The organism is Kitasatospora sp. NPDC004240, from assembly GCF_053603215.1.
The window spans coordinates 1-25400 of record NZ_JBSGFD010000127.1 but is presented as its reverse complement, the minus strand read 5'-3'; the positions used below and the strand labels follow the sequence as shown (position 1 = coordinate 25400).

The 25400-nt window shown below is 70.2% G+C and carries 25 protein-coding genes and 3 pseudogenes; 10 read left to right on the top strand and 18 right to left on the bottom strand.

Going from position 1 to position 25400, the window contains the following annotated elements; translation table 11 throughout:
- Positions 1–60 precede the first annotated feature (60 nt).
- A pseudogene (locus tag ACWEQL_RS28600) lies at positions 61–294 on the top strand (adenylate kinase); the annotation flags it as partial.
- A 44-nt stretch (positions 295–338) separates the two neighbouring features.
- On the opposite strand, the gene ACWEQL_RS28595 reads toward ACWEQL_RS28600, so the two are convergent.
- Positions 339–1307: a hypothetical protein gene (locus ACWEQL_RS28595; protein WP_452153215.1), complete on the bottom strand. Its 969-nt coding sequence runs from the start codon at positions 1305–1307 to the stop codon at positions 339–341.
- Entirely contained in the window at positions 1261–1509 is a 249-nt protein-coding gene (locus tag ACWEQL_RS28590) for a transposase (RefSeq protein WP_452153216.1), read from the bottom strand. The genes ACWEQL_RS28595 and ACWEQL_RS28590 overlap by 47 nt, the downstream gene beginning before the upstream one ends.
- A gap of 386 nt (positions 1510–1895) precedes the next feature.
- Here ACWEQL_RS28590 and ACWEQL_RS28585 point away from each other — a divergent pair, with 386 nt between their 5' ends.
- The gene (locus ACWEQL_RS28585) at positions 1896–3491 is read left to right on the top strand and encodes an ISL3 family transposase (RefSeq protein ID WP_452153214.1); all 1596 of its coding nucleotides are present in this window, start codon (positions 1896–1898) and stop codon (positions 3489–3491) included.
- Here the strand turns inward: ACWEQL_RS28585 and ACWEQL_RS28580 are convergent.
- From ACWEQL_RS28580 to ACWEQL_RS28565, 4 genes are read right to left on the bottom strand one after another with little or no spacing between them, the layout of a single operon-like run.
- Positions 3458–3949, bottom strand: coding sequence for a hypothetical protein (locus ACWEQL_RS28580; RefSeq protein WP_452153213.1), 492 nt, complete (start codon positions 3947–3949; stop codon positions 3458–3460). The two genes, ACWEQL_RS28585 and ACWEQL_RS28580, sit on opposite strands and share 34 nt — an antisense overlap.
- A gap of 44 nt (positions 3950–3993) precedes the next feature.
- The gene (locus ACWEQL_RS28575; protein WP_452153212.1) at positions 3994–6330 is read right to left on the bottom strand and encodes a tyrosine-type recombinase/integrase; all 2337 of its coding nucleotides are present in this window, start codon (positions 6328–6330) and stop codon (positions 3994–3996) included.
- Complete coding sequence (locus ACWEQL_RS28570) at positions 6327–6665, bottom strand: tyrosine-type recombinase/integrase (protein ID WP_452153211.1); 339 nt, start codon at positions 6663–6665, stop codon at positions 6327–6329. Before ACWEQL_RS28570 ends, ACWEQL_RS28575 begins: the two co-directional genes overlap by 4 nt.
- Positions 6623–7396, bottom strand: coding sequence for a tyrosine-type recombinase/integrase (locus ACWEQL_RS28565; RefSeq protein ID WP_452153210.1), 774 nt, complete (start codon positions 7394–7396; stop codon positions 6623–6625). The genes ACWEQL_RS28570 and ACWEQL_RS28565 overlap by 43 nt, the downstream gene beginning before the upstream one ends.
- A 398-nt stretch (positions 7397–7794) precedes the next feature.
- Between ACWEQL_RS28565 and ACWEQL_RS28560 the strand changes: the two genes are divergently transcribed.
- Positions 7795–8076 carry a hypothetical protein gene (locus ACWEQL_RS28560; RefSeq protein WP_452153209.1) on the top strand — a complete coding sequence of 94 codons (282 nt, stop codon included), beginning with the start codon at positions 7795–7797 and terminating at the stop codon, positions 8074–8076.
- Between the two features lie 143 nt (positions 8077–8219).
- Positions 8220–8498 (top strand): hypothetical protein, encoded by a 279-nt coding sequence (locus ACWEQL_RS28555; RefSeq protein ID WP_452153208.1) that lies wholly within the window; start codon positions 8220–8222, stop codon positions 8496–8498.
- On the opposite strand, the gene ACWEQL_RS28550 is transcribed toward ACWEQL_RS28555, so the two are convergent.
- Positions 8474–8596, bottom strand: coding sequence for a hypothetical protein (locus ACWEQL_RS28550; protein ID WP_452153207.1), 123 nt, complete (start codon positions 8594–8596; stop codon positions 8474–8476). The two genes, ACWEQL_RS28555 and ACWEQL_RS28550, sit on opposite strands and share 25 nt — an antisense overlap.
- Positions 8597–8708: 112 nt before the next feature.
- Entirely contained in the window at positions 8709–9806 is a 1098-nt protein-coding gene (locus tag ACWEQL_RS28545; RefSeq protein WP_452153206.1) for a DUF5937 family protein, read from the bottom strand.
- A 101-nt stretch (positions 9807–9907) separates the two neighbouring features.
- Between ACWEQL_RS28545 and ACWEQL_RS28540 the strand changes: the two genes are divergently transcribed.
- A complete protein-coding gene (locus ACWEQL_RS28540; RefSeq protein ID WP_452153205.1) occupies positions 9908–11257 on the top strand; it encodes an MFS transporter in 1350 nt (449 codons plus the stop codon).
- A 329-nt stretch (positions 11258–11586) separates the two neighbouring features.
- A complete protein-coding gene (locus ACWEQL_RS28535) occupies positions 11587–11967 on the top strand; it encodes a DUF6193 family natural product biosynthesis protein (RefSeq protein WP_452153204.1) in 381 nt (126 codons plus the stop codon).
- A gap of 43 nt (positions 11968–12010) precedes the next feature.
- Here ACWEQL_RS28535 and ACWEQL_RS28530 read toward each other — a convergent pair.
- A pseudogene (locus tag ACWEQL_RS28530) lies at positions 12011–12271 on the bottom strand (ATP-binding protein); the annotation flags it as partial.
- Between the two features lie 119 nt (positions 12272–12390).
- Between ACWEQL_RS28530 and ACWEQL_RS28525 the strand changes: the two are divergent.
- Entirely contained in the window at positions 12391–12822 is a 432-nt protein-coding gene (locus ACWEQL_RS28525) for a DUF6086 family protein (RefSeq protein WP_452153203.1), read from the top strand.
- Positions 12823–12840: 18 nt separating this feature from the next.
- Here ACWEQL_RS28525 and ACWEQL_RS28520 read toward each other — a convergent pair whose 3' ends face one another.
- The 6 genes and pseudogenes from ACWEQL_RS28520 to ACWEQL_RS28495 form a co-directional block, all read right to left on the bottom strand.
- Positions 12841–13830 carry a tyrosine-type recombinase/integrase gene (locus ACWEQL_RS28520; protein ID WP_452153202.1) on the bottom strand — a complete coding sequence of 330 codons (990 nt, stop codon included), beginning with the start codon at positions 13828–13830 and terminating at the stop codon, positions 12841–12843.
- A 344-nt stretch (positions 13831–14174) separates the two neighbouring features.
- Positions 14175–14612 carry a hypothetical protein gene (locus tag ACWEQL_RS28515; RefSeq protein ID WP_452153201.1) on the bottom strand — a complete coding sequence of 146 codons (438 nt, stop codon included), beginning with the start codon at positions 14610–14612 and terminating at the stop codon, positions 14175–14177.
- A gap of 108 nt (positions 14613–14720) precedes the next feature.
- Positions 14721–14969, bottom strand: a pseudogene (locus ACWEQL_RS28510) (hypothetical protein); the annotation flags it as partial.
- A gap of 164 nt (positions 14970–15133) precedes the next feature.
- Positions 15134–15448, bottom strand: coding sequence for a hypothetical protein (locus ACWEQL_RS28505; RefSeq protein WP_452153200.1), 315 nt, complete (start codon positions 15446–15448; stop codon positions 15134–15136).
- Between the two features lie 171 nt (positions 15449–15619).
- Positions 15620–16267: a hypothetical protein gene (locus ACWEQL_RS28500; RefSeq protein ID WP_452153199.1), complete on the bottom strand. Its 648-nt coding sequence runs from the start codon at positions 16265–16267 to the stop codon at positions 15620–15622.
- A gap of 171 nt (positions 16268–16438) precedes the next feature.
- Complete coding sequence (locus ACWEQL_RS28495) at positions 16439–17230, bottom strand: hypothetical protein (protein WP_452153198.1); 792 nt, start codon at positions 17228–17230, stop codon at positions 16439–16441.
- Between the two features lie 281 nt (positions 17231–17511).
- Between ACWEQL_RS28495 and ACWEQL_RS28490 the strand changes: the two genes are divergently transcribed.
- A complete protein-coding gene (locus ACWEQL_RS28490) occupies positions 17512–17745 on the top strand; it encodes a hypothetical protein (RefSeq protein WP_452153197.1) in 234 nt (77 codons plus the stop codon).
- 482 nt (positions 17746–18227) lie between these two features.
- Here ACWEQL_RS28490 and ACWEQL_RS28485 read toward each other — a convergent pair whose 3' ends face one another.
- The 3 genes from ACWEQL_RS28485 to ACWEQL_RS28475 form a co-directional block, all read right to left on the bottom strand.
- Positions 18228–18476 carry a hypothetical protein gene (locus ACWEQL_RS28485; protein WP_452153196.1) on the bottom strand — a complete coding sequence of 83 codons (249 nt, stop codon included), beginning with the start codon at positions 18474–18476 and terminating at the stop codon, positions 18228–18230.
- Between the two features lie 34 nt (positions 18477–18510).
- Complete coding sequence (locus ACWEQL_RS28480) at positions 18511–18954, bottom strand: hypothetical protein (RefSeq protein WP_452153195.1); 444 nt, start codon at positions 18952–18954, stop codon at positions 18511–18513.
- Positions 18955–21559: 2605 nt separating this feature from the next.
- On the bottom strand, positions 21560–23095 hold the full coding sequence (locus tag ACWEQL_RS28475; protein WP_452153194.1) for an ISL3 family transposase: 1536 nt from the start codon (positions 23093–23095) through the stop codon (positions 21560–21562).
- A gap of 105 nt (positions 23096–23200) precedes the next feature.
- On the opposite strand from ACWEQL_RS28475, the gene ACWEQL_RS28470 reads away from it, so the two are divergent.
- Both ACWEQL_RS28470 and ACWEQL_RS28465 read left to right on the top strand, forming a co-directional pair.
- Positions 23201–24136 carry a ricin-type beta-trefoil lectin domain protein gene (locus ACWEQL_RS28470; protein ID WP_452153193.1) on the top strand — a complete coding sequence of 312 codons (936 nt, stop codon included), beginning with the start codon at positions 23201–23203 and terminating at the stop codon, positions 24134–24136.
- Positions 24137–24511: 375 nt separating this feature from the next.
- On the top strand, positions 24512–25312 hold the full coding sequence (locus ACWEQL_RS28465) for a hypothetical protein (protein WP_452153192.1): 801 nt from the start codon (positions 24512–24514) through the stop codon (positions 25310–25312).
- Positions 25313–25400: the final 88 nt, after the last annotated feature.

Genomic DNA, 25400 nt, shown 5'->3' with positions numbered 1-25400 from the left:
GCGGACCGCCGCGCCTTCGTCCTCAAAGGACACCCGCTCAACACCGCCCAGGCCCAGGCCTTGGACCACCTACTCCTCGATCTCGGCACCCCCCTCCACGCTGTGGTGCATCTGCGCCTTCCCGAGGAGGAGGTCGAGCGCCGCGTCCGCCACTGGACGGCCCGACGCCTGTGCCGTAGCGATCCGGGCCACCGCTACGAGCCGGCCGTCGACACCACCGCCGACGGCGGCTGCCCTGTTTGCGGCGGTGACCTCTATCCGCACGAGGACGACACAGACGAGGGCGTTCGTGGTCGCTTCACCCGGTACGACGCGATGACGAAGCCCGTTGTCCGGTACTACGTCGAGCAGGGCCTTCTCGTCACCGTCGACGCAGCCGGTGAGCCCGACGAGATCGCCGGGCGCGCGCACGCTGCGCTCCTCGGCACGGCCGCCGATCGCCACGAGAGTGACGACCGCAGGGGGAGCGCCTGATAGTCGCGCGTCGCGAGGTCGGAATGGATCCTCTCCAAGGCGTCGATGTCCTGTTCGGGCGCCGGTGTGGTGGCGACGTGGACGATCACGTTGGGCAGGCCGTCGTCGCAGGTCTCGGTCTGGTGGTCTTTGTAGCCAACCCACTCGGCCTTGCCGGGCTTGTGACTGAAGCGCGCCTGAGGATCGTGAGGAGAGACGATCTCCACCGACGACCAGGGGACACGTGCCGTCGCCGGATCGGGTCTGCCCTCGGCGGCCGCCCCCGAAGAAGTCGTCCGGCGGGCGGTGTGGCGTCGGCTCTGCCGGTCGCGGGTCTGCTTCGGCCCGCGCCATCGCAGAGCGTCGTGCTCGTCGAACCAGTACTGCTGGACCCAGACCTGTCGCAGCACCTCCACCTGTGGCAGCCACCGAAGCCTGGCTGGGGTGTGGGGAGCGAGGAGGGCCTGGACCAGCCGCATGCCGTCCTCGCCGGCCCTGAGCGCGTACTGCTCGCGCTCCTTGGTCTCCCTGGGCAGCCGGTCATAGCGCACCGGCCGGCCGTATCGTCGGGCCCACTCGCCTGTGACCAGGGCGGATACCCATTCCTCGTCGGAGACGGCCAGCTCCGCCAGGGCCGCCCGCAGGGTTTCCCCAACGAGCTCGATCCGGTCCAGGCGCCGCACTGCCGCCAGGACGTGCGTGGAGTCGGTCCGCTGCCGCCGGCGCCGTTTGACCAGCCCGGCCTCCGCCAGGCGCTCGACCATCACCGCCAGAAGCCGGTCCGCCCGATCGCCCTCGGCCATCCGGTCACGGAACTCGCTCAGCACCGAGAAGTCGAAGCCCGGATCGTCCAACTCCAGCCCCAGACAGTAATTTCCAGTCCAAACGGCACCGGACGGCCTCGGCGGCTTGCCGGTCGGTGAGATTCTCCGCGTACTGCAGCACCGACACGAGTGCCAGACGAGCCGGTGACAGACCACGACGCCCGTCAGCGGGATACCACTCCTCGAAGTCGCTGTCCGTGAATAGACCCTCCAGGTGATCCCGCACCCACATCGCCGCCGTGCCCCGCGGATTGCTCGCCCGGGCCATCCGCACGGTCAACGCCGGGATCTCCCGCCCGGACCAGTACCCCATCGCCACCGCAGCCCACCCCCACTGAACAGCCCGAATCTCCAGGCCAGAACAGCAGACAGGCGTGCTCAACGACGGCCGATCGCGGCAATCTCACCCTGACCGGTGAAGATCACCAACAGCATCCAGAAGTTGGACCAGAACCTGAAAACGGGGTTCTGGCACAGATCTTGGGGAGCGGTCGCGGAGCGTCACCTTGGTGTTCGATTGTGAGGGGCTGGGTCGCGTGAGACCGCGTACGCCTGGCTGCCCGGCAGCCGGAAGTGACGCTCCATCACCTCCTTGGTGGTATCTGCCGTAGTCGGCCGATGGCGGTGATCGTGCTGGTCATGCAGACCAACGCATCGTTCTGGGACTCGCTCGTGTTCGACGGGATCGACGACTTGGACGTCGAGGCGGTGACCGCCTTGTTCGGTACGGTCGAGGTGGTGGCGCGGGGCCGACGTGCCGGGGCGGAGTGTCCGGACTGTGGCCGCTTCTCGGACCGGGTGCACGACCGATATCGCCGCAGATTGAAGGATCTTCCGCTCGCTGAACAGGGCTTCGTGATCCGGTTGGTGGTCCGGCGTTTCATCTGTGGGGCGGCGGACTGTCCGCGTCGGACGTTTGCTGAGCGGTTCTCGCGGCTGGCGGCCCCGTACGCACGGTTCACCACCCGGCTCAACCATGCCCTGGAGCGCGTGGGGCTCGCGCTCGCCGGTCGGGCCGGCGCCCGGCTGGCAGCCCAGCTGGGCTTCGGCGCGGGAAGGATGACCTTGTTGCGCAGGGTCATGGCATTGCCCGATCCCGCGTTCAGCACGCCGCGTGTGCTGGGCGTGGACGATTTCGCGATCCGTCGCGGCCAGACCTACTCCACCGTCTTGACCAGCGTCGAAGACCATCGCGTGGTCGATGTGCTCCCGACACGTGAGGCCGGGCCGCTGGCTGCGTGGCTGGTCCGTCACCCCGGCGTGGAGATCATCTGCCGGGACCGGGCGGGCGCCTACGCCGAAGGCGCACGGCGCGGTGCCCCTGACGCTCTGCAGGTCGCTGACCGGTTCCATCTGTGGCAGAGCCTCGGCCGGGCCGTGGAGACCTGCGTCGCCGCCCACCGCGACTGCCTGCGCAACCCATCGCCCAGCAGCATGCTGCCGGAGGCCACCGGACTTGTTTCCGGTCGACCGCAGGACGACTTGGAGCCCGTCGGCCGACGTGCCGAGAGAAAGAAGGCGGCACACGCCCAGGTTCACGAGCTCCTGGCCCAAGGCCACTCACGCCGGGCGATCGCCCGACACTTGGGCTGGGGCCTCAACACCGTCCTCCGGTACGCGAACGCCGCACGCTGGCAGGACACCATCCGCGAGAACCGCCCCCGGCCCAGCAGACTGGACCCCTACAAGCCCTACCTGGAGCGACGCTTCGCCGCGGGATGCACCAGCGTCACCCACCTCCACAGTGAACTCGTTGCCGACAACACGCCCGTCACCTACCAGATGGTCCGCTCCCACATCGCCACCCTCCGCGGGGCTCCGGCCGGTGCGCCGCCGCGACCGCCGACGGTGCGGCAGGTGACCGGCTGGCTCACCCGACACCCCTCGACCCTGAACGAGGTGGACCGGGCCGGTCTGAAGGAGGTCCTGGCCCACTGCCCCGAACTGGACAAGGCCGCCGGACACGTCCGCGACTTCGGTGAGATCCTCACCGACCGCCTCGGCTCCACACTCCCCACCTGGATCGACGCAGTCGACGCCAGCCAGCTACCGGGCCTCACCGGCTTCGCACTCCACCTGCTCCGAGACCTCGACGCCGTGACAGCAGGGCTCACTCTCGACTGGAGCTCCGGCAGCATCGAGGGCGCCGTCAACCGCATCATTCTGTGGAATCAGCGATGTCAAGCCGTGTGCTTGTGCATCACGTCGAGGTAGTGCCGATCGCGGTGCGGGACGTGGTTGTCCCGGCCGGGCAGGCTGAAGACAGCGCAGACCTCGGCGGGCTGGGTGAGGATGCTCGACTGCTCGTCGAAGGTCAGGACAGGGTTGACCTCGTGGTGGCAGCCCGCCGTGTCGAGGGCCGTGATCAGTTCCTCGCGGAGCACGGTGGCCTCGAATGACTCGGAATCAGGCAGGACGAGCGGCGGGAGTTTGGCGGTCGAACCAGGCCAGAGGTTGATCCAGATTCCGCTGACGGCGCGCTGAGTGACCACCAGCTGCAGCCCGTTCCAGGAGTAGGGGTAGCCGTCGATGTCGGGCCCCTTCATGATGTGGGCGGGGTGCGGGCGCCCCGGGCCAAGGAGGTCCTCTGCCTCGGCCAGGGGCATTCCGCAGTTCAGGGGCCCGATCCGGCCGGTTCGGGCGAAGTCGACGAGCATGTTCATCAAGGTCACGGCAGTGACTGTGACACTCTCCCGGGCCCGTGCGCACTCCGATATCAGCCCGGTGCGGAGCCTGTCCCGCCCTGTCGGACGTCGACGATCGGCAGAAGTCGGGCAGTCGCTGGGATGTCCAGTTCCCGTGGTGTCGGGCCGGCTGGCGTGGGTGTGTCGGTCAGGCGGTCGAGTAGTCGGTCCACGGCTGCCTGGCCGTCCTCGACGGCCACCTGCTCGTCGTCGGTCAGCGGGATGGAGACGGCCATCTTCTGCAAGTTGCTTTTGGCTTCCAGGAGTTGGGATCGCGTGGATTCCTTGGGGCTGTAGAAGTCGCAGCGCGCGCAAGCCATGCGGTGCTGGCACTGCTCGAAGAAGGTGTAGCTGCAGTAGCCGTGTCCGAGGTCGTAGTGCTGCCAGGGTTCACCGGCCGCGGCGGCGCCGGAGGCGACCGCGTCGCGGTCGACCAGGACCTCGATGGTGCGCACGTTGCGTTCGAAGTAGCCGGCTTCGGAGTAGGCCTTGGACAGGGTGTTGGGTGTGATCTTGGCGTAGTACTGGGTGGATTGCGGCGAACGGTGGCCCAGCCAGGCCTGCAGCTCGAACAGGGTCATCGGTTCCTTGGCGTTGTAGAGCTGGCTGGCGATGGTGGACCGGGCGCGGTGGCTGGTGATGTTGCCGCGGACGTCGGCGGCCGGGACTCCGGCCTTGCGGCAGAGCATCGGGATGACGGTGCTGTTGATGTAGCTCGTGGAGACGCGGCGGGCCCGGACCGCGAACAGCGGATCGACCAACTCACCAGTGCGACGGTCGGTGAACTTCGGCTGGTCCGGGCGGGCGGCCTGCCAGGCGTCGACGGCCTGGCCGAGGATCGGGTCGACCGGCTTGGTGAAGGCGGTGCCGGTCTTGTGGGTGGGGACGTCGAGCAGGCAGACCGCGTCGCGGGCCAGAACCTGCTGTGAGTCGCCGGCGATCGGTGTCCCGTCGTGCTGCCAGCGGATGCAGCCCACCTTCAGCCGGGCGATCTCGTTGCTGCGTTGTCCGGAGAACAGCCAGGTCAGCGTGACCGCTCGGACCAGTTCGAAGGGGTAGAAGTGCCCGGAGCGGGTCTGGGGGAGGTCGGCGGGTTCCAGGTTCAGGCCCGCCCACAACAGTTTCGCCCAGACCTCGTCGGCGATCACCCTGGGGTCGGGTCCCAGGAGCGCGGTGATGCTGCGGGGGACGGCCAACGCGCGAACGGGGTCGAAGCGGCGGGGCAGCCACTCCCATTCCTGGCAGTCACGGAAGAACGTCCGCAGCGCGGTGATCTGCCCGGCCTTGCTGGGCGCTTCCAGCGGTTTGCCGAGACGGTCGCCCAGCCCGGTCGTGCGCTGGACGTAGTCGCCGACCTTCATCCGGTCCAGCGCGGCGATCCACGAAGCACAGGTCTGCCGGGTCCAGTCGGCCGGATCGGCGGCGTCGGGCTGTTCGGCGGCGATCCACCGGCCGACCTTGAGCAGGTTCGAGCGGACGCCGCCGCGAACGCGCGGGGTCAGCGTCGAGGTGGCGTGCCAGCGGTCGGCCCACTGTTCCCAGATCGGCGCGCCGCCACTGGCCCGGGCCGAGTGGCGGCCGGTGCCGGGACGTGGAGGATCACAGAAGCCGAGCCCGGCGACCGCCCGCTGCATCGCATGGAGAGTGTTCAGCCGGCTGCCTTCCAGCAGCCCGTCGTGGCGGACCCGGTCGAACAGTGCGGTGTCCAGATCCTCAAGATGCGGGCTGCGGTTGAGCAGGAACAGCTGGCAGGCCACCATCGGCAGCACAGTGTCCTCGTCCCGGCCGAGCCGGTAGCCCCAGGCGACCAGAACCGCGCGAAGTCGTGCGATCTCGCCGTTGACGCGGTCGCGTCCGAAGATCCGCCAGGCCAGGGTGAGCCGCTGGAAGCTGCCGAGCCGGTGGAACTCGTTGAAGGATCCGACGAGGTAGGCGTGGGCCGCGAGATAGGGGCGGACCTCGTCGCCTGCCCAGGCGGGCGCATGTCGACGGAACTCGGCCTGAGTGCGGCCGAGCAGGTGGAGCCATTCCTCCTCGGTCCAGCCCCAGAAGGTTCGGCCGGTCTCCGCGCACCGCGTCAGCAGCACTGCGACCACGTCGAGCATGGCCCGTCGTCGGTGTGGGGTGGGTGGGGAGTCCAGAGCGGCGTTGACTGCCTCCAACGGACCCAGCAGCCGCGCGATCACGCGCCAGCCCGGCGCGGACGGGTCGTGGTACTGCAGCCGCCGCAGGGTGCGCACGCCCAGGTCGGCCACGGCTCTGGCCTCGGCAGGTCGCACTGCCACCGCGGCGTCGTCGCGGGGCGGGGAGATCGGCCAGGACCAGCGTCCGGCCCCGTTCTCGGCGGTAGCCGGCAGGGGTGCGGTCATCGTGACACCCCAGCCGTCGTGCCGTCCGCGGAGGTGAGCATCTGTATTCGCCAGGCGTGGATGTGCTCCATGCCGCGGGCCAGTTTGTCGGCCAGGTCCCGGCCGGACAGGTGGATGTACTGGAGCGTGGAATCGGTGTTGCGGTGGCCGGCGAAGGTCGCGATCGCGTGCAACTCCCAGCCCATCCGGGCCAGATCGGTCAGGCACAGGTGTCGGGTGGTGTGGGTCGAGAATCGCGGGACACCGGCTGCCAGGGCGATCCGGCGGACCACCTTCGACCAGGTCCACAGGGTCAGCGGCTGCCCGTGGTTGCGCCGGGACTCCGACAGGAACAATGGCCCCTGGCCCGGCTGATCGTGGCCCGGTGGCTGAGGTAGGCCGACATCAGCACGCCGGTCGACGCCGAGTACGGCACCACCCGCTCCAGCCGGTTCTTCGTCGTCTCCGCCCGCACCCGCAGCGTCCGGTGGGCCGGATCGAGGTCGTCGGTCCGCAGCGAGCACAACTCCTCCCGCCGCAGCGCGGCATCGTAGGCCAGAGCCAGCATCACCCGGTTGCGGACCGGCTCCTCCCGCGCGACCTGCAGGATCCCCAGCCACTGCTGTTCGCTGGGGATCCACGGCAGCTTCGTCAGTCGCGGCACCAGCCCGCGCTGCTGCCCGCCCCTCTGGCGCCCCGGGGTGTACCGGCCGCGGCCCACCGGGTTCGACTCGCGCAGACCCTCCTCCATGAGGAAGTCGTAGAACAGGCGGACCGGCACCAGGCGCTGCTGGATCGTGGCGTTCGCCAGCCCCGACCCCGAGTCGATCGCCACCACATTCGTGCCCCGACGGTGCGGCCGTGACGTCAACTCCCGTACATAGGCGGCAATGTAGGCGCGATTCGCGGTGACCGGATCGACGTCCTCCCGCTCACACATCCCCAGGTACTCGGCCAATCCGCGGGCGTAGGCGTCGATCGTCCTCGGCGCCCGACCGAGATCAGTCCAGATCTGCAGCCACATCGCCGCCTGCTCATGCCGGCCCAGCACCGGCCACTTCTCCTTCAGCACCATCGTGCCGCTCAAGCCGTCTCCCAAGTCCGTGGTTGCACCGAGGAGACATGATCACCCCGGACAGATTCCACGTAACTTTTAAGAAGATCAAGCGGCAGCTCTACGGCCGCGCCGGCTTCGAACTGCTCCGCAAGATGATCCTTCTCCAGTAACACTTCGCGATGTTCCCCAAGAGCCGCGCGAGAACCGGATAGTAGGAACCCCAGCCGCGGCCGGCATATAGCCAGTGCATGCAGGTACCCAGCCGTGGCAGGATGACCTCATGTTGATCCGAAAGGGCGATGCCGCGTAGGCGTCCCAAGGCCGTCCGTGCAGAGCGGTGGCGGCCACGATGGCAGTATCCGGTCCTGAGGGTCCCTGGTGTCTCCGCGCGGACTCGTGCAGCGATCCGCCGGGTCGAAGACCAGGAGATGTGGCCCAACGCGGTCGCCAAGGCAATCTCGCGTTTCGAGTGGGCTCTTAAGCAGCCCGGACGCTACCTGGACGCCTCCGCGTTTGATTCGCCGGGGGTGGGAGATGCCCGTGATGACCTGGAGTGGGCGATGCTGTACCTTCCGCCCGGAGCCAAACGGGACTTGGGCCGATTGATCACGCGTATCGATGAGGAATTCGAGCGCCGCACCTTGCCGGAGCCCAACTACAGCGAGTGGGCGACGACGCGCTGGTGGTGGACCAGAATGCGTGAACGCTGACGGTCTCCAGGGCCGTGGCCCTCCCTGCAATCGAACGAACCTGTCACCCTCCGCGACCGCTCCCCAAGATCTGTGCCAGAACCGAAAACGGAGAGCGAGTATCGGTGAGTTCTGGCAGCGGTTCATGATCGAGATGCCGGGAGATGTGGGCGAGAACCGAGAGCACCGTGAAGGCCGTGTCGGGGGCCGACGGCATGATTCGGGGCCCTGAGAGCGGAACTACTGCCCCCGTCGGTGAGCTGGCAGCGGCTGGACGAGCTCAGCGCGAGATCGAGCGGATCGCTGAGGTGGTGCTCGCCGGGGCCGAGAGCGTGGACGACGAGGTCAAGGCCTTCAATGAGAAGACGGGCCACGACTACGTGGCCCTGGACTTCACCGAGTACGACGGCAGCCGAAGTCAGGGCGAGTTCGCGTCGCCGTAGTCCCCGTTCCAGCCCGCCGTGCCGACGCCTCCGGCAAGGCCCGCGGCGGCGAGGCCGAGGGCCACCGCCACCGCTCCGCGCAGTCGCACGTTCTGCATCGGTCTCCTCCGTTCCGTCGCGGCCCGCCGGGCCCGTTGCCCCGCCCCCCGGTACCGCCGATCCGACACCGCCCCGCCCACCGCGGCAACGCCCGGCCGGTCACGGTTCGGGCTATCGCAGGACCGCCTCCAGGAGGTCGGTGCCGAGGCGGGCGCCTGCTCCGAGGTCGAGCTGGTAGAGGACGTACCGGCCGCGGCGGCGGGTGGTGAGGAGGCCGGCCCGGCGGAGGACGGCGAGGTGGCGGGAGACCTCGGGCGGGGTCAGCTGCCAGAAGTCGGCGAGTTCGACGGTGGTCCGGGCGCTGCGGGCGATGGAGCGGGCCAGGCGCAGCCGGACGGGGTGGGCGAGGGCCTCCAGGCGCTGCTGGACCAGGGCGAGGGAGACGGGTTCGCCGGCTCCGGGGTGGGCGACGGGGTACTGGACGACCGGCTGCCAGCCGTGGGTGTGGACGACGACCAGGTGCGGGCGGCCGAACGCGCTCGGGATGAAGGTCATGCCGCCGGCGGCGGTCGCGCTGGTGGCGATGTCGTCGAGCTTGTCGATGACGATCCGCCGGCGGGCCGGGTCGGCGCCGTCCAGGGTGACGGAGGCGGAGACGTCCGCCACGGCCTCCGCCGGTCCGCGCCGCTCCAGCAGGTCGGTCTTCCGGCGGGCGTCGGCGGCGAGGTCGGGCAGCACCCGGCGCCAGGCGTCCGCGAAGAACGCCTGCTCGCACTCCTCCAGCAGGCGCCGTACCAGCCTGCGGACGGCGGGCGGGTCGGTCAGCAGCCGTTCGGCGAAGGCGGCCTGGCGGGGGCCGCGGGCGAGGGCGAGTTCGCGGGCGCGCTCGCGGTCGGCGGCGTCCGTGAGCGGGGAGGGCACCCGCCGTCCGCGCCGGGGCGCGCCGCAGGTGGTGACCAGGGCGGCCTGGACGTAGCGCTCGTCGTCGATCCGGTCGACGGCGTCGAGTTCCTCGGCGAGTGTGGCGGCGGGGCGGGCCGGGAGGAGGAAGTCGGCCCGGGCGGCCCGCCAGAGGACGTCGGCCTCCAGGAGCCGGTCGGCGAGTTCGGGCCGCAGGGCGGCGGTGGTCGCGGCGGCCCAGCCGTGCAGCAGCGGGTGGTGGGCGGGTTCGGCGAGCACGTGCAGCATCGCGTGCAGTTCGGCCAGCGGCGAGGGGGCGAAGAGCAGTCGCTCGGGCGGCAGTCCGGTGACGTCGACGGTGAGGCTCATGCCACCGATCCTGCCAGTGGCCCGTGCCGCCGCCCGCGTCGGTTGACGATCACCGTCAACCGACGTGCCCGCGGGGTCGGGGCGGGCGCAGCGTGGCGGCCATGGATCTGATCGAGGAGAAGGAACCCGTCCCGCCGCGGGCCGCATCCCCCCTTGCCGCACCGGTCGCCGACCGGACTGGGCGGCGCGGACGGCGGCCGGCCCGGCTGTGGCTCGGCGGCCTGCGGGTCGACGGGCTGCGGGTCGGCGGCAGCGGCCGGTACGCGGTGGCGCTGGTCGTGGACGCGCTGGGGGCCGGGCTGCTGCGCCCGTTCCTGCTGGTGTACGGGGTGTTCGTGCTCGGCCTGGGCGCCGGGCGGACCGGGCTGGCGCTGTCGCTGGGCCTGCTGGCCGGGCTGGCCGCCGTCCCGCTGACCGGGCGCTGGATCGACGGTGGCGCCCGGACCGGACCGGTGGTCGCCACCCTGCTGGTACGGGCGGCCGGGGTCGCGGTGCTGGTCGGCGCGGACGGCCCGGCCGGCTTCACGGCGGCCGTGGTGCTGCTCGGCCTGGGCACCCAGTGCTGGCCGACGGCCCACGCCGCCCTGGTCGCCGCGTTCACCGACGGCCGCGACCGGGACACGGCGCTGGCGACCGGGCGTTCGCTGCGCAACGCGGGCCTGGGGGCGGGGGCCCTGATCGCGACCGGTGCGGTCGCCGCGGGCCCGGGGGCGCTGCGCGGGCTGGCCGCGGTGACCGGGCTCGCCTGCCTGCTGGCCGCCGGACTGGTGCACTCACTGCGGACGCGGCAGGGCCGGCCGGTCGGCGGGGCCGTACCGCGGAAGGACGCTCCCGACGTACCGGCCCCGGCGCAGGACCCCGCACCCGCACCCGCACAGGACCCGGGTGCCGCCCGGCGGCTGCGGGCGCTGAACCTCGCCAACCTGCCGTACGCGTTCTGCTTCGACGTCCTGGAGGTGGCGCTGCCCGCCTTGCTGGTGACCCACCTGCACGCCTCCCCCGCCTGGGCCTCGGCGGTGTTCGTCGGCAACACGCTGCTGGTGATCACCGCCCAGGTCGCCCTGGTGCGGCGGTTGTCCGGGCGTCCGCGCCGTTCGGTGCTGGCCGGTTCGGGCCTCGTCCTGGCCGTCTCGTACCTGGGGTTCGCCGCGGCGTCCGCGCTGGGCGGCACGACCGGCGCGGTGCTGCTGGCGGCAGTCGCCGTGCCGTACACCCTCGGGGAGATGTTGTATGCGGGTGCGGGTACGGCGCTGGTGGTGGCCGCGGCGCCGCCGCACCGGCTCGGCCGGGCGCTGGCCCGCTGGGAGCTGTCCACCGGCATCGGGCGGGCCGCCGCTCCGGCCGTCCTGACGGGGCTGCTCGCGGTCGGCCCCGGGACCCTCTGGACAACCCTGGCCGCGGTGACCGCCCTGGCCGCCCTGGCGGTGCGACGGCACGCCCCGGCGGTCTGATGGCCGCGGCCGCCTCCGCCAGCAGGCTCAGCTGAAGGCGTCAGCCACCTGCTGGTAGCCGACGCCTTCAGCGCCCGAGTCCAGCGGCGCAGCCCCCGGAGGGATATCTGGGTCAGCGGGCGATGGTCACGCTCAGCGTCTCGTCGGGGCAGCTGGTCGCCATGGCTGCGTAGGTGAGAACCAAGAACGACTGTCGGTGAGTTCTGGCAGCGGTTGGCCGTTGATGGCGGGTCGAATATCGGTGAGAACCGAGAGCACTCGCGCATGTCGCTGATCTCCCGCAGTGCCCGGCGTTGACAGCGGGCAAGGATCGGCTCGATGGTCGGGGCATGGCGATCTCAGGCAGGGACAGCGAGTGCGACAGGACGTGGCAGGGGGCGTTGGAGGCTTGGCGACCGCCGCATCAGCCTGGGGACTGGGCCAGTCCGGGAGTGTGGGCCGTGCTGCAGCTGGCGGCGGAGGAGCCGGTGCTGCGGAGGATGTTCGTGTGGACCAGCATGAACGAGCTGCATGTGTCGGCGACGGGCGACTTCCGTGACTACTCCGTGGAGCCGTTCCCGGCGATCGCCGCGTCGACCAGTGGTTTTGTCGTGATGACGCATCCGTGGGGACCGGACCATGCGGCGCTGGAGACCACTGACCCGGCAGCTGCGTTGGCATGCATGGTTCGTCTGTTGGAGGAGCAGGTCTCCTCCGCGGGGGCCGAGTGAGGGTAGGCCCCGAAGGTGATTCCTGGAGCTCCAGGGGCGGTGGTCAGCTTGCCGTCTGTTCCTGCCGGGCGCGGGTGCTGGCGAGTCGGTAGGAGTCGGTGCCGGTCTCGATGATGGTGCCGTTGAAGGTGAGGCGATCGACGATGGCCGCGCAGAGGCGGGGGTCGGTAAAGGTCTTGGTCCAGCCGGCGAACGACTCGTTCGAACCGATGGCCACGCTGTTCTTCTCCTCCCGTTCGGTCAAAACCTGGAACAGCAACTCGGCGCCCCTGCGGTCGAGTTCCATGTAGCCCAGCTCGTCGATCTATGCCGATATCCGCATAGGTCGACCTATGCCGAGACCGCGACTATGCCGATCTGATGCCGGGCTGGGTCCTAGGATTGCTCGCGTTGCAGCAACTGGGACCAGGGGAGAGGCGTTTGATGAGCCAGTACTTCTCGCTGGGGGACGTGACCCTGTGGAATCCGTCGAACGGTGTGTCGGCGCTCTTCCTGCGTCAGACGGCGGGCTTTGAAGAGGTGCTCGGTCTGCCGTCGGGGATCGGCCCGATGGAAGAGGATGAGGCCGAAGTAGCTCCGGATTCTCTGGCAGTGTTCGTCGGTGCCCTGCTGGCCCGGCGGGACGGCTCGAATCATGCCGTCCTGGAGGCGCTGTCTGACGGATTCATCGCGACGATGCTGGTGTTGGCTGAACGGGCGGGTGCCGAGGTGCGCTGGCCAGGCCAGCCTGGTCCTGCCCAGGCTGACCTGCACGACGTCCAGGTGGCTCCGGCAACAACGGCTGGTGCCGGCGCCGGTTGGGCGGTTCGGGTTCGAGAGCAGGCCCGCCAGCTGGATCTGGCGATGGCGCGCTGAGAAGGCTCTTCGGCATAGTCACAGGCGGTCGAGGAACGCGAGGATCTTGTCGCCGGGGCGGTAGCGGCCCGGCTTCGCGCTGACCGGGGCAGTGAGGGCCAGCGCCTGCTCCTTGATGGTCATGTCGGCGTGGACGTAGGCGTCGGTGGAGCGGACGCCGGCGTGGCCGAGCCAGAGCGCGATCACTGTGGTGTCGACACCGGCCTGGAGCAGGGACATCGCGCAACTGTGGCGTAGGACGTGAGGGTGGACGCGCTTGTCGAGGAGGGTCGGGCAGGCTTCGGCGGCAGCCTGGACATGGATGGCCAGGCGCTGGGCGACGGCGTCGCGGGTGAGGCGCCGTCCGGTCCGGGTGCAGAACAGCGGTTCTCCGCGCTTGCCAGAGCGTTCACCGAGCCAGGCCCGCAGCAGGTCCTGAACGCTGCGGTCCAGGGGGACGGCGCGGTGCTTGCGGCCCTTGCCCTCGCAGCGGACGGACGCGCCCTCGCCGAGCGTGACGTCGTCGCAGTCCAGGCTGGTGAGTTCGGAGACGCGCAAGCCGGTCTGGACGGCCAGGGCCAGCATCGCCTTGTCCCGTCGTCCCTCCCAGCGCCGCGGGTTCGGTGCTGCGAGCAGGGCGTCGACTTCTGCTGCCGTCAGGAAGGTGACGTTCCGCTTGTCGTAGCGTTTGGGCGGGATGTCCAGGACGCGCTGGATCAGGAGGGCGTGTTCGGGGTGCTGCAGGGCGGCGTAGGAGAAGAGGGAGCGGATCGCGGTCAGCCGGACGTTGCGGGTGCGGGCGCTGTTGCCGCGTTCGTCCTCCAGGTAGTTGAGGAAGGCGGAGACGGTGTCGGCGTCCAGATCGCTCCAGTCCAGTCTCTCCGGTGCGGTGCCCGTGCGTTGGTGGACGAATCCGAGGAGGAGGCGGAGCGCGTCGCGGTAGGCGGCGACGGTGCGCGGGCTCGCCTGGCGCTGGCGGACCAGCCGGTCGGTGAAGAACGACTGGAGGGTCGGGGCGATCGAGGTCATGGCCGTGCCGCCTTTCCGATGCCTTCGCGGCGGTCCGCTGCCAGGGCCAGCAGTTCCGGGGCCGCTGACATGTACCAGTAGGTCGAGGGCGGTTCCCGGTGTCCGAGGTAGGTGGAAAGGGAGGGGATCCTCGCCTGGACGTCGGCGCCGTCGCGATACCAGGCCAGCAGGGTGCGGACGGCGAAGGTGTGGCGGAGGTCGTGTAGCCGGGGCGGGTTGGGGGCGTTGGTCGAAGAACGCCTCTTGCCCGCACGAGGCGAAGATCCGGTGCACTGCCTTGCCGGAGTAAAACAGCCGGAACGCGAACAGGTAGCAGGTCACCAACTCGCCCGCCAGACGCACCGTCACGTCCCGAAGTCGACCTCCGCCTCGGCGCCTGGCATGTGAGTCTGCGGGACGAACGCGTCCACCACCCCCCGGCCCGCCTGCCGCCGGATCTCCCCGCGGCGCTCGGCCACGTAGCCGCGGACCATCTGGTACGAGACCTCGTCGGCACCGTGCTCGTCCACCAGCCGGTCGAAGATCCGCTTCACGGTGTGGCGCTGCTTGCGCGGCGCATCCAGATCCGCCCGAAGCATCTGGTCGATCAGCGGCTTGAACGGATCGAGCCGCGTCGTCCTGGGCGTCGGCTTCTTGCGGGGCTCGGGCCACGCTGACTCCAGGGCCTTCTTCACAGTCAGGAAGCCGACACCGTACTTCCGCATGAGAGCGCGGTTCGACAGTCCGGTGCGCGAGTCACGGCGGATCGCCGCGTACAGATCGACCTTGGACTTCGGCAGCACCTGGGCCCCCTCGTCGTGCAGAGCACAACCATGGTCCCGAAGCAAGCACCTGGGCGTTCTCGAAACTCGGCGACATCACTCTCCCGCGGTACGGGGCGCTCTCGCCGCTCAGCAACAGGTGCTCTCACGACTCACGTATAAAGCCACCGCCAGCTGCCCCATCGCCTGCCGCTCCCTACCGTCGATGGTCAGGCCCCAGCAAGTCTTCACCGCAGTCCAGTTCGTCAGGTACGTGCAGCGGTAGGATTCCAGCGGCGGCAGCCACTCCAAGATGTCCTTGTCCGCCTTCGCCCAGTTGCTGCGCGCTGACACCGCCACCAGGGCGCGGGCGTCGCCGAGGTCGTTCGCATAAGCCTCGCGCTCCCCCGCGGACCACGCTGAGGCCCCGACTGGCGGCGAGCGGAACGAGGTGGTCCAGGTCGAGGCCGCCGGCGTCGGTGACGGTCACGCCGTCGTAGTACGAGTACCACCCACCGCCGGTCAGCTTGCAGCCCGCTTCGACGCTCGGGGCGACGACGGTCTCAGAGAGGATGACCTCGGCCCGGGTACTGCAGCCGTCGGTCGGGTTGAGGCCCGCGGTTCCAGTGCCGGTACAGCTCGCGCCGGTAGCCCTCGCGCTGCTCGACGGCCAGGGGCAGGCGCGCGACGGCCTCGGGCAGCAGGAGCGGTGCCCCGTCACGGGTGTGGACGGCGGCGGGTGCGAATCCGGTCGGCCCAGCAGTCGCCACCCGCCCGGAACGGGCCGTTTCCTGCGCCCCGGCGGTCGCGGGCACCGCCCCCACCACTGCCAGGAGCAGCGCTGCTGCCCCCACCGCCCCCACTTGCCGAATGGCCATGCCGTCCGCCTTCTGCTCGGTGATCGTTCCGGGCGATCATGGCGGGCGGCAAGGGTGGGACGGCCACGAACGGGGCCGGATTCACCCGGTGCGGGGAAGTAGTCGTACCGGCCGACGACGGCCGGACCCGCGAGCGGAGGAGCCGGTGCGGGTGCGGCCCGGCCCTGGTCTTCACCCGCTTGCGGGCCGGGCTTCGTCGGCGGTGGGCCACAGGCGAGGCAGGCCGAAGTAGTTCGGGGGGCAGCCTGGCGGGCACCAGTGCTCGGAATGCCCGGAGTGGGCCCACTGGCGGCCTTCCCACTCGCACTGCGGGATCGCGCCCTCCCAGTCGTCGGTGCACCGGTCGGCGAAGGCCCGGGCGATCATGACCGGCCGGGTCACCACGCGGCCCGCGATCTCCTGGACCCGCAGGACCAGGCCGAGCCCGTTGGCCCCCGGGTTTCCCCGCGGGCCGTAGGACACACTGGTCACCCCGCAGCCGTGGGCGTGCAGGAGGAAGCGCTCCAGGTCGGCCGGGATGCAGGCGGTCAGCTCCCGGCCCCAGAGCGTCACCTGGGGACCGTGGGCCGCGTCGGCCGCCACGCAGTACAGCCGGTCCTTGTAGAAGTAGGCGACGACGGCAGGCTCTCCGGGTGCCGGGCCGAATTCCACGCCCAGGCTCTCCGAGTCGCCCTGGAAGCGGCGCAGCTCCGTCATGCCCGGCAGGGCTGCGGCGACCTCGGCGTCCCGGATGCCGAACCACAACGGGCCGATGCCCTTCAGGGGTTCCAGCTCCCACTCCACCCGCGCCGGCCCCTGCACGGCGCCCTCAGGCTCCACCGCACCCACCTGTCGACCCCTCCCGGCAAACATCGTCCGACCTGCACTTGCGCTCTCCACCCCCGGCGACGCCGCCCCTCCTCGAGCCTGCCCGACCGGCCGTGCAGAGGCTGGCCTACCGCAAGCGAGGATGGAGTTTGTTGATCATCTCAGCCGAGTCGTGCGGCGTGGTCAGTGCAGGTCGATCTGGAACGGGTGTCGGTGATCGTTCGGGCAGGTGAAGATCCTCAGCTCGCCCGAACGTCCGACCACGACACGGGTGACGAGGTCATCGCTGGCGATGGTGAACAGCAGGGTCATCCGCGCGCCGCATGCGTCACAGGCGTAGGCCGATGGCTGGTTGAGGTGCCAGGTCGGCCAGCCGCCGATCTTCCATCCGGCGACCCGGGTGATCGAGTCCCCGCCGCCGGGGCTGGTCTCCTGCACGAGCCGCCGGAGGTCGGGGCGCAGGTCCTCAGGCAGCTCGTCGCGGTAGGGGAAGTCGATGATCCGCTCGGTCGTGAGTACGCAGGGGTTGGGCAGGTAGCCGTAGTCGTAGTGCCGGAGAGGGGGCGGGGGCTGGTGGAGGACGGCGCTCACGTCGGAGGCGCGCCGCCAGCGCAGCTCGACCACGGGGCTCACGTCGGCCTGCCGGGCGGGGGCGTCCCAGTGCTCGTTCGGGCACCAGAGGACCTGAAGGAGGTCGCAGCCGTCCGGCCACCACGGTCCTGGGGCGTCGGCGGCGTGGATCTGCGCGACGGGCACCATGGCCGAGGGCGGCAGACCTGTGGGCTCCTCGTCGTCCGGCGCTGAACAGGTCGGCCACGGCTCGTCGGCCGGCCACAGCAACGGGCCGCCGATCGAACTGTCGCCTGGCTGCGGGTTTCCGCGTTCGGGATGCAACAGGACGGCCTCTCGCCCGTAGGGGCCGAGCGCCGGCATCCCCGCGAGGATCTCCTCCGCGGAGGGGCGCTGACTGGACACCGGGAGGCCCTCCTGATCGCAACAGTGTGGAGCGGCCACACCGTACCGTCCACGGCTGACACGACTGCCGCCAGGTGACGCCCGGCGGCCGGTCACGCGGTGCCGGGCGCCCTGGCCCGCCGGCCGGGTGCCCCCTGCCCGCACGGCGCATCCCGGCGCGCGGGCGGGCAGTGCGAGCGGTGATGCTGTGAGTGGCGGCGGGCCGGCCGTGGACCCCCGAGCACGGCCGGCCCCCGACCGCTGCCGCGCGCCCTCGCCGTCCTGGTCCGCCACACCGGTCGGTGCGAGGTCGGCGTCCGCGGGGCTGGCCCGCTGACCTCCACCTCGACCTGCCGCTCGAGGTCGTCACCGAGGACGGCACCGCCACCGAGCCGTACACGCTGCGCATCGTCGGCGGCCACGGCGAGCTGGCACGCGGCAGCCGCACGCCCCGCCTCACGCTGACCCGCGGACAGTTCGCGGCCTGGTACGCCGGGGCTACCGCAGCACCGCCGCGGCCACGCTGGCCGGCGTGAACACGGATCCGGACACCGTGGCCCACCTCCTTTGAGTCACGGCGGAGCGAGAACCCTGGCTGGCCGACTACTTCTGACCAGCCCGGCCCCCGCGCAGACCGGGCGCACCGGCGCCAGGAGCGGGAGGCACACCTCAGCAACACGGCAGATCCGACGGGTGTGCCCGCATCCGGCACCGGCCGATCGTCCACATCCGCCCCGGGCGGTGGGTACCGTCGGTGCATCGCCGCAACCCGCCGCACAGCGAGGCGCCCGCTCGTCGGGCCACCGCTGCACCCATGCGAATCGGAGAGCACCTCACATGACGCAGAGCACCCCAATCCCCTCCGACCTGCGGCGATGGGTCACCGAGAATCTGGCTGGCGTGGACCAGGTCACGGACGTGTCCTGTCTGACCCCGTTCCGCGTCTCGGCCCCTGCTGTTGGAGCCATGGTCAAACTCCGTTGAGCCTGTTCGAAGCTCAGCAAGACGGGTCAGCTGGCTATCGGCCGGGTGCGGCGTCCTCGATAGCGGCGAGCAGGTGCGCGTGGACCGCGCCGGCGGCGTCGCGGGTGGCCGGGTCCGGGTCCTCCAGCTGCCCGGCGATCAGCGCGGCGGCTGCGGCGAGGACCGGCACCGGCACGGTCGCCGACCGCAGATGCGCGAGCTGGGCGGCCGCCTTCTCGCCGGGCGTCGCCGGGGTGCGGATGGGGATCAGGGAGCCTATGCCGCGCGGCTGGGTGCTGGTCACCTGGCCCATTCTCCCGTGCGCGGACCGGTGGTGATCACCACGGCCGGTCGTCCGGCGCTCCGGCCGGGAAGGCGCCGTGGTGGTGGCGGGCGACGGCCTCGGGCAGGGCGGTGCGGGCCTGGCGCCAGCGGATGTCCTCGGTGCGGCCGACGTCGGTCGCCCACCCGGGCAGCGGCTGATCCTGCGCGGCTGCGGTGAGGTCGCGGCCGAGTTCGCCGATCGCGTGCTGCCAGTCGGCCAGCTGTCCGAGCAGGCCGGGCACCAGCTCGTCGACGGCGACCGCCGGATCGCCGCCGAAAGCCCGTGCCTCGGCGGCGGCCTCCGCCAGGACGTCCTCGTCCAGGTCCTCGAAGGCCTCGCGCCACGCAGCGGCCGTCTCCTCGTAGGCGGCCAGGGCGGCGTGCAGCCCGGTGTCGAGAGCGGCGGGTGACCACGGGAGCGGGGTGCGGGGCGGGCGGACGGTGGTGGTGGACAGCACCCGCCCGGCACCGGGGGCGAGTCCCCGCCGGGCGGTCCTGCTCGTCCGGTCGGCAGCTCGGTGGCGGCCCGGCCGGCGTCGGTGGCGGTCTCAAGCTCGGCGGCCAGCACCTCGAGCTCGCGGGCGAGGTCGCCGAGTACACAGGAGGGGAAGGCGGCGGCGAGCGCACAGACGGCGATCAGCGGCATCCGCTCGCCGGGGTGGAGCTCGGGCAGCGTGCCGACGGTGTGCGAGGCGCCGAGCACGACATCTGTCGCGAGGGTGTAGCGCAGTTCCTCGGTCAGCAGGCCGTCGCTGCCCGGGATGATCTCGCGGCTGCTCGCCTGGACGATCGCCTCGGCCACCCGCTCCAACAGCCGGCCGTGGCCCTCCTCGCCCTGGCGGCTGGCCAGCTCGCGCACCCACGCGGCCGCCGCCTCTCCCGCGTCGGCGGCCCGGTGCCGCGGCTGTTCGGCCAGGCCCGTAGTCTTCGCCGGCGCGGCCCCGTTCCGTGCAGAGAGGCCGCCGGCCCCGGCGGGGCGCGCTTCCCGACGGTTCCACCGCTCCATCCGACGCTGGCCAGGCGCTATGGGACGGCACGGCGGCCGCGCTTGCCGAAGCCAAGATCGATGTCGTCCCGCCGGGGATGGCTGCCCCGGCCCGTCGCCCGGGTGCGGTACGCGTACCCGGGCGATGGAGCAGCCGCCGCCGCGCCTTGGCCTGGGCCTCAGCGGGTTCGCGCGCGGACCAGGCAGCGGCTGTCGAGCCGGACCGGACGGCGAAGCGACGCGAAACCGGTTGGCTACGACTTGTCAGCCGGTGAAGCCGCGGCAGACCTGGCCGTCTTTACAGCCCGCGCCGTTCCCGACACCGAAGAGAGGGCGAGACTCACGATCATCGCCGTGCCTTTCAGGTCCAAGTCGCGCACGACAGCTATCGCAGCCAGCACGACCGTAACCACTGCGCACAAGCCTGCCACTGCCCACCAGATCCACTGACGCACCTTGCCCCCTGTGGCGTTTGAATTCGACTCAGCTATGACGATATTCCCGCTCCGAACCGCCCTCAGCGCCCAGCCCGTGGGAGATCCCGTAGCTGTGGCTCTGACCTGAACACGGACGTCCTGGTCGCGGCGATGGCCGACGCTTTGAGCAGGGACAGCGCTTGATCTAATTGTGGTAGCCCTTGAGTGCTGTGGTGCGGCCACCGAGGGCGGTAGCTGCACCACAGTCACCGAGTTGCACACCTCGCAGGCAAGCCGGCTGGCTGCGGTGCAAGACCGCAGCCTCCAGTCCGACCACGGAGTTCCTGCGTGCCTGCTGCATATGGCTGTGCCCGCCCTGGACTCTGTAGCTAAGTGCAGCTGATTTGAGACCGGGACGGGCATGGAATGGCTGCTGCCGTCACCACAGGCTCACAATAAACCTCACCAGGGTGGTTACGATGACAAGGCTGGAGAGTGCGATGAAACCCCCTCCAACAACGTAGATGATACCCGGAAGTTTCCCGCTCTTACCCCTTGGAAGGTTTCCGGCGAAGTGTGATCCGATCCCTCGAAAGTCGGTCACTACCGCGAGCCCTATGAGCATCGGGATGATGAAGAGAAGTACCACTGATGCCTTCCCTGCCGCCCCGGAACGCGGGTGTCGCGGGGCAGATCGATCGTCTATTCAGGCGCAGATTGCAAGCCTGGCCAGATGTCTATTTATACTAAGGGATGCACTCGGTGGCAAGAGAGTAAGCGTCAACTCCTTGCCTGCGAGGCCGCTGGCGCGGCCATCGAGATGATGGCCGCGCCAGCGGTCGCTGTATGCCTTTTCAGGATTCTACTCGTCAGAGGGTCGGCCCGAACTTGGCAGTTCGTTAAGGTTGGCCGTCTTTCTTTTCCTCCGGCCAGGGATTACCCCCGGCGGTAAGGTTGAACTTGTTGCTCCTCATGTCCCAGGCGACTCCGGCCAGCGGGAAGCCTTGTATTGCAACCCCTTTCCCCCCTGCCCAGCCGAACTGGTGAAAGGACTTCCCATCGCCGTTGCGCTGGTACGAGTAGGTGCCTCCGTAAGGCCCGCTTGCTACCGTCGTTCCGCCCACTGTTACCGCTCCGTCGCTCGGCGTTGCGGTGTTCCAGCCGACGGATACTCCCGCGAAGTTGCCCAATGGGCCCGGAATCAGAGGCTTGGCCGGAGAGATCGTGTCGAAGGTGGCTGCCCCGGTGAGGTAAAGGTTTACCGTTCCGCCCTGGATGCCTAGATTGAGGCAAATCTGGTAGCAGAGGCTGAAGCTTACGTATGCATGTTTCCCAGATCGCTTTGTAGGTCGAGCGAACGTCGAACTGATATGGCCTCTGATTGGACGTCTTGATTTCCAGATCGGTGTGCTTGTAGTTGGCTCCGTCCTGGAGATCATTCTGCAGTCGCTTCATGCGTGGGTCGTCGTCGCTGGAGGCGTCGAGGGTCCGGCAGAGGTCGCTGCAATTGGGGTTGGGCGTCTTCTTCGGGTAGAGCCTCTTCTCGCGCTCGCGGTCGATGCGTTCCTTCTTGAACCCCGGGTTGCTCCAGATCAGGCGATCGTAAGCGGGGTCTGTCCATTGAACGGCCCTGTCCCGTAATCGGTGGTAACAGAGTGTGATTCAGGTGACGAGAATGCGGTGTCGGAGGAGGGTGAAGCCGGCGCGGCCGTGCATCTGCCGCATGATCCTCTTGGTGTGGGTGTTTACGCCTTCGGTGCGGCCGTTGTGGAACGGGAGGGTGAGGCCGGCGTCGACGGCGGCGCGGTCGAGTTCGAGGCCGCGGATGAAGGAGTGCAGGTGGGGAAGGTCGGCGTTGTGGGCGGTGGTGATCCATTCGGTGAGGCGGGCGTTGTTGCCGGGAGCTGGAGTGAGGAGCTCGGCGAACGAGCGAACGAGCCCTGCGAGTTCGGTCATCTCCTGGCCGGCGGCGGTGAGGGTTTGCAGCAGCTCGGTGTCCTTGTCCCGTAGCCGGTCGGGCCGGCTGAGCATGAGGCGGGCGAGGCGTCGCGGGGCGATGATGGCCTGGTCGCCTTCGGCCCGACCTTGGGTGATGTAGCGGTAGAGGAGGTTGAGGCTGCCGGTGTAGCCCAGCTCCTTGATCTCCCGGAACAACTGGAGGACCGGGATCGCAGGGTCCTCGGCCCTGCGGGCGCGCAGGTGGTCGCGGTAGGGGTCGACGAGCGTGGGCCGGTACTGCGGCGCCCGGCGCAGACCCGCGGGCTCGGGAGTTCGCGCGTATCGCTTGACGGTGTTCAGGGCCAGGTTCAGGCGGCGTGCGCACTCGAGCAGGCCCACGCCCTTGCCGAGCAGGTCGTGGATCTGCTGCCAGCGCTCGCGGGTGGTGGCCGCGCGTATCCCCTCCGGGCGGGGCGGATTCACGGTCGCCCAGCAGGCGGAGTGCGCGCGGACCTCCTTCAGGACGGTCTCGCAGAGGTTGTGCCAGATGTGCCACCGGTCGCCGACCTGCACCGCCTCGGGCAGAGCACGACGGACGGCCTCGCCATAGGCCCCGGAGCCGTCGCGGCACACGATCTCGACGCCCGGGTGCTCGCGCAGCCACGTCTCCAGGGCGTCTGCACCGCGCCCGGGCAACACGTCGATCCGCTCACCGGTCTCGGCGTCGATCAGCACGGTCGCGTACCGGCAGCGGCGGCGCAGGGCGAAGTCGTCCACGCCCAGGACCCGCGGCACTCGCAGTGCGGGCAGCGGCACGCGCAACAGTGCCCGCAAGGCCGTGGAGCGGGAGGCCGGCGCCGCGAGCGCGCGCAGCAGGCGGGAGGCCGCCCGGCCCGCTAACTCCTTGACCAACGCGCCGAGTTGGTCCGCGAGACGGTTCGTTCGGCGCTGATAGCGTTCCAGCAGACTGGGCGCCTGCTCTCGAAACGTCTGCCGTCTGCAACCCAGCACCGGGCAGGTAAGGCGACGGACCCGAACCGCCACGAGCACCCGTCGACCGTCCGCCGGCACGTCCGCCACCATCCGCCGGTGGAAGCCGTGTACCCGGTCCGTCGGCGCCCCGCACACCGGACACGGCACCGGACCGCCAGGAGTTCGGGCCACCACCCGGATCACCTGGCCCTCGTCCACCACATCCTCGATCACCAGCGGTGACAGCCCCGAAAACACCGTACCCACAAGCACGTTGACATCTTGCATGACCTGCCAACGACGCCCATCACGCTTGGTTACCACCGATTACGGGACAGAGCCGGTCACCGTACAGACCCGCAGGAGCCGGGCAACGAGACCCGCAAGGTCATCATGGCCCAGACCACCATCCTCACCCTGGAGAACAACAGCCTCTACCTGTTCCAGCCCAACGGCCAGGTCGACGGACTCGACACCGCCACCCTCATCCCCACCGCCTCGGGAAGCTGGGCCGACCTCGAACTCATCAACCCCGGCGCCGCCAACGGCGCCACCACCATCCCCGGCACCGAGGACACCACCAACCAGACCACCCTCTGGGCCCGCAACCGCACCACCGGCGACCTCTACGCCTACCCGCTCGGGTGGAAGAGCGACGGGAGCGTCGACTACACCGCCCTCACCAGGCCCGACCAGGGCGTCAAGCTCACCACCGGCCAACCGGTGACGGCCGCCGACTTCCCCCGCATCGGCGCGGGCGACCTCAACAACGACGGCGCCGCCGACCTCTGGGTCTCCGACAACACCCGAGCCGTCGCGATCTTCACCGGCCTCAGCACCCCGCAGGCCAAGGGCAAGGTCACGACCTTCGCGGCCCCCACCTTCGCCGGATACTCCGACTCCAGCGTCACCCTCCACTCCAACCAGGCCAACTGGCTCTGCGCCGACAACACCGGCGGCCCCTACGAAGGAGCCGAACTCTCCGTCTACGCCTGCTGGCAGACCATCAACCAGCGCTTCAACTTCGCCATTGACGGCACCGTCCGCGCCGGCAGCTGGTGCGTCTCCACCAAGGACAACGCCCTCGCCAACGGCACCCCCGTCGTCCTGTCCCGCTGCGTCGGCAACACCGGCCAGAAGTGGGCCGTACGCCCCGACGGACGCATCTACCTCCCCGCCACCGTCGATGCGGCCACCAGCCCCGCCGGCCGGTGCCTCGAGATCCCGGGCGGGACCGCCGAACAGGGCACCCGCCTCAAGATCTGGGACTGCCCCAGCCTCCAGGCCAACCAGCAGTGGACCCTGACCTACGAGGCCCACACCCCCTGAACCCCGCCACCACTCGCCCCGCCCTCGTGCCGGCGCACCCGCGCGCGCCGGCACGAGGGCGTTCCCGCAGACAGCAACACCGCCGACCGTACCGCCGAAGCCCCCCACCAGACCCACCGGAACGCCGACATCACCCGCCGGCCTCGCCGTGACCGCGCCGCCCAGCCCTTCCGCACGCCCTCGACGGCGCCGGCCTCCACGTCCTCACCGACGACGACCACCAGGCCGTCCGCAACCTCACCCACCCTCGACCGCCACACTGCCGGCGCGGCGGACAACGGGACCCACCGGCCGGTGCGGCCCTGGATTCGGAGGCGATCGGGCCGTGTGAAAAGCTCAGCACATTCATTCGAATTCGTGGGGGACCCCGTTTCCATGCGCCGTACCACCGTGCTCACCGCCGCTGCGGCAGCACTCGCCCTGGCCGCTCTGAGCGCCTGCAACGACGACGGCACCGCCGCCGCGGGCCCGCCGAGTTCGGTCTCCTCCGCCAGCGCGGTGCCCACGACCGTCCCGCCCGCCACCGCACCGGCAACCGCGAGCGCCACCGATGCGAGTACCGCGCCGGGATCCTTCGATCCCGAGAAGGCCGTGGCCACCAAGCGGGCCCCGTACTCCGCGGCCATGAACACGACCACCGTGGTCGCCGACATCCCCGGTGCCACGGTGAAGGGCAGGGTCAACCTGGTCGGGCCCTTCACCGGCCGGATCGAACTCCGTACGGCCGACGCAGCGCCGGTCCAGGAGCGCGTCCACACCGAGTCGGTCATCCTGGAGGACGTCTCCTACATCCGGGACCTGACGAAGCCGGGCAGCCCCTGGGAGAAGGTCCCGCGTACCGATGCCGGACAGCAGGCGGACTACGCGAGCTACGCGGACCTGCTTCTGAAGGCCGGTCCCTCGGCCCGCAAGGGCATGGAGCAGGTCGCGGGCACCCCCGCCTACCATCTGTCCGGGCGCGTCACCCTGGAGCAGCTCGCGGTCATCGACCCGCGCACCTACCGCTCCATGAAGGGCAAGGCGGACTCCTTCGTCTGCGACCAGTGGATCGACAGCCAGGGGCGCACCCTCCGCTTCGAGCAGCGGACCACGATCCAGGGCATGAAGGCCCTGAACACGATCACCTTCACCGACTTCGAGGGCCCGGTGACCGTCACCGCCCCGACCGACAGCTGAGCATCCGCGCCCGGGACCTCCCCCGTACACCACAACGGCCACCCCACCCGGGGTGGCCGTCCCGCGTTCTCGGAGTCGGCACGCACTA

Excerpts from the sequence above, each read along its gene's own strand:
- ACWEQL_RS28590 (WP_452153216.1), bottom strand. The coding sequence starts at position 1,509 with ATGTGGGTGCGGGATCACCTGGAGGGTCTATTCACGGACAGCGACTTC.
- ACWEQL_RS28585 (WP_452153214.1), top strand. The coding sequence starts at position 1,896 with ATGGCGGTGATCGTGCTGGTCATGCAGACCAACGCATCGTTCTGGGAC.
- ACWEQL_RS28575 (WP_452153212.1), bottom strand. The coding sequence starts at position 6,330 with ATGACCGCACCCCTGCCGGCTACCGCCGAGAACGGGGCCGGACGCTGG.
- ACWEQL_RS28560 (WP_452153209.1), top strand. The coding sequence starts at position 7,795 with ATGTGGCCCAACGCGGTCGCCAAGGCAATCTCGCGTTTCGAGTGGGCT.
- ACWEQL_RS28555 (WP_452153208.1), top strand. The coding sequence starts at position 8,220 with ATGTGGGCGAGAACCGAGAGCACCGTGAAGGCCGTGTCGGGGGCCGAC.
- ACWEQL_RS28550 (WP_452153207.1), bottom strand. The coding sequence starts at position 8,596 with ATGCAGAACGTGCGACTGCGCGGAGCGGTGGCGGTGGCCCTCGGCCTC.
- ACWEQL_RS28545 (WP_452153206.1), bottom strand. The coding sequence starts at position 9,806 with ATGAGCCTCACCGTCGACGTCACCGGACTGCCGCCCGAGCGACTGCTC.
- ACWEQL_RS28540 (WP_452153205.1), top strand. The coding sequence starts at position 9,908 with ATGGATCTGATCGAGGAGAAGGAACCCGTCCCGCCGCGGGCCGCATCC.
- ACWEQL_RS28535 (WP_452153204.1), top strand. The coding sequence starts at position 11,587 with ATGGCGATCTCAGGCAGGGACAGCGAGTGCGACAGGACGTGGCAGGGG.
- ACWEQL_RS28525 (WP_452153203.1), top strand. The coding sequence starts at position 12,391 with ATGAGCCAGTACTTCTCGCTGGGGGACGTGACCCTGTGGAATCCGTCG.
- ACWEQL_RS28520 (WP_452153202.1), bottom strand. The coding sequence starts at position 13,830 with ATGACCTCGATCGCCCCGACCCTCCAGTCGTTCTTCACCGACCGGCTG.
- ACWEQL_RS28505 (WP_452153200.1), bottom strand. The coding sequence starts at position 15,448 with ATGGCCATTCGGCAAGTGGGGGCGGTGGGGGCAGCAGCGCTGCTCCTG.
- ACWEQL_RS28475 (WP_452153194.1), bottom strand. The coding sequence starts at position 23,095 with ATGCAAGATGTCAACGTGCTTGTGGGTACGGTGTTTTCGGGGCTGTCA.
- ACWEQL_RS28470 (WP_452153193.1), top strand. The coding sequence starts at position 23,201 with ATGGCCCAGACCACCATCCTCACCCTGGAGAACAACAGCCTCTACCTG.
- ACWEQL_RS28465 (WP_452153192.1), top strand. The coding sequence starts at position 24,512 with ATGCGCCGTACCACCGTGCTCACCGCCGCTGCGGCAGCACTCGCCCTG.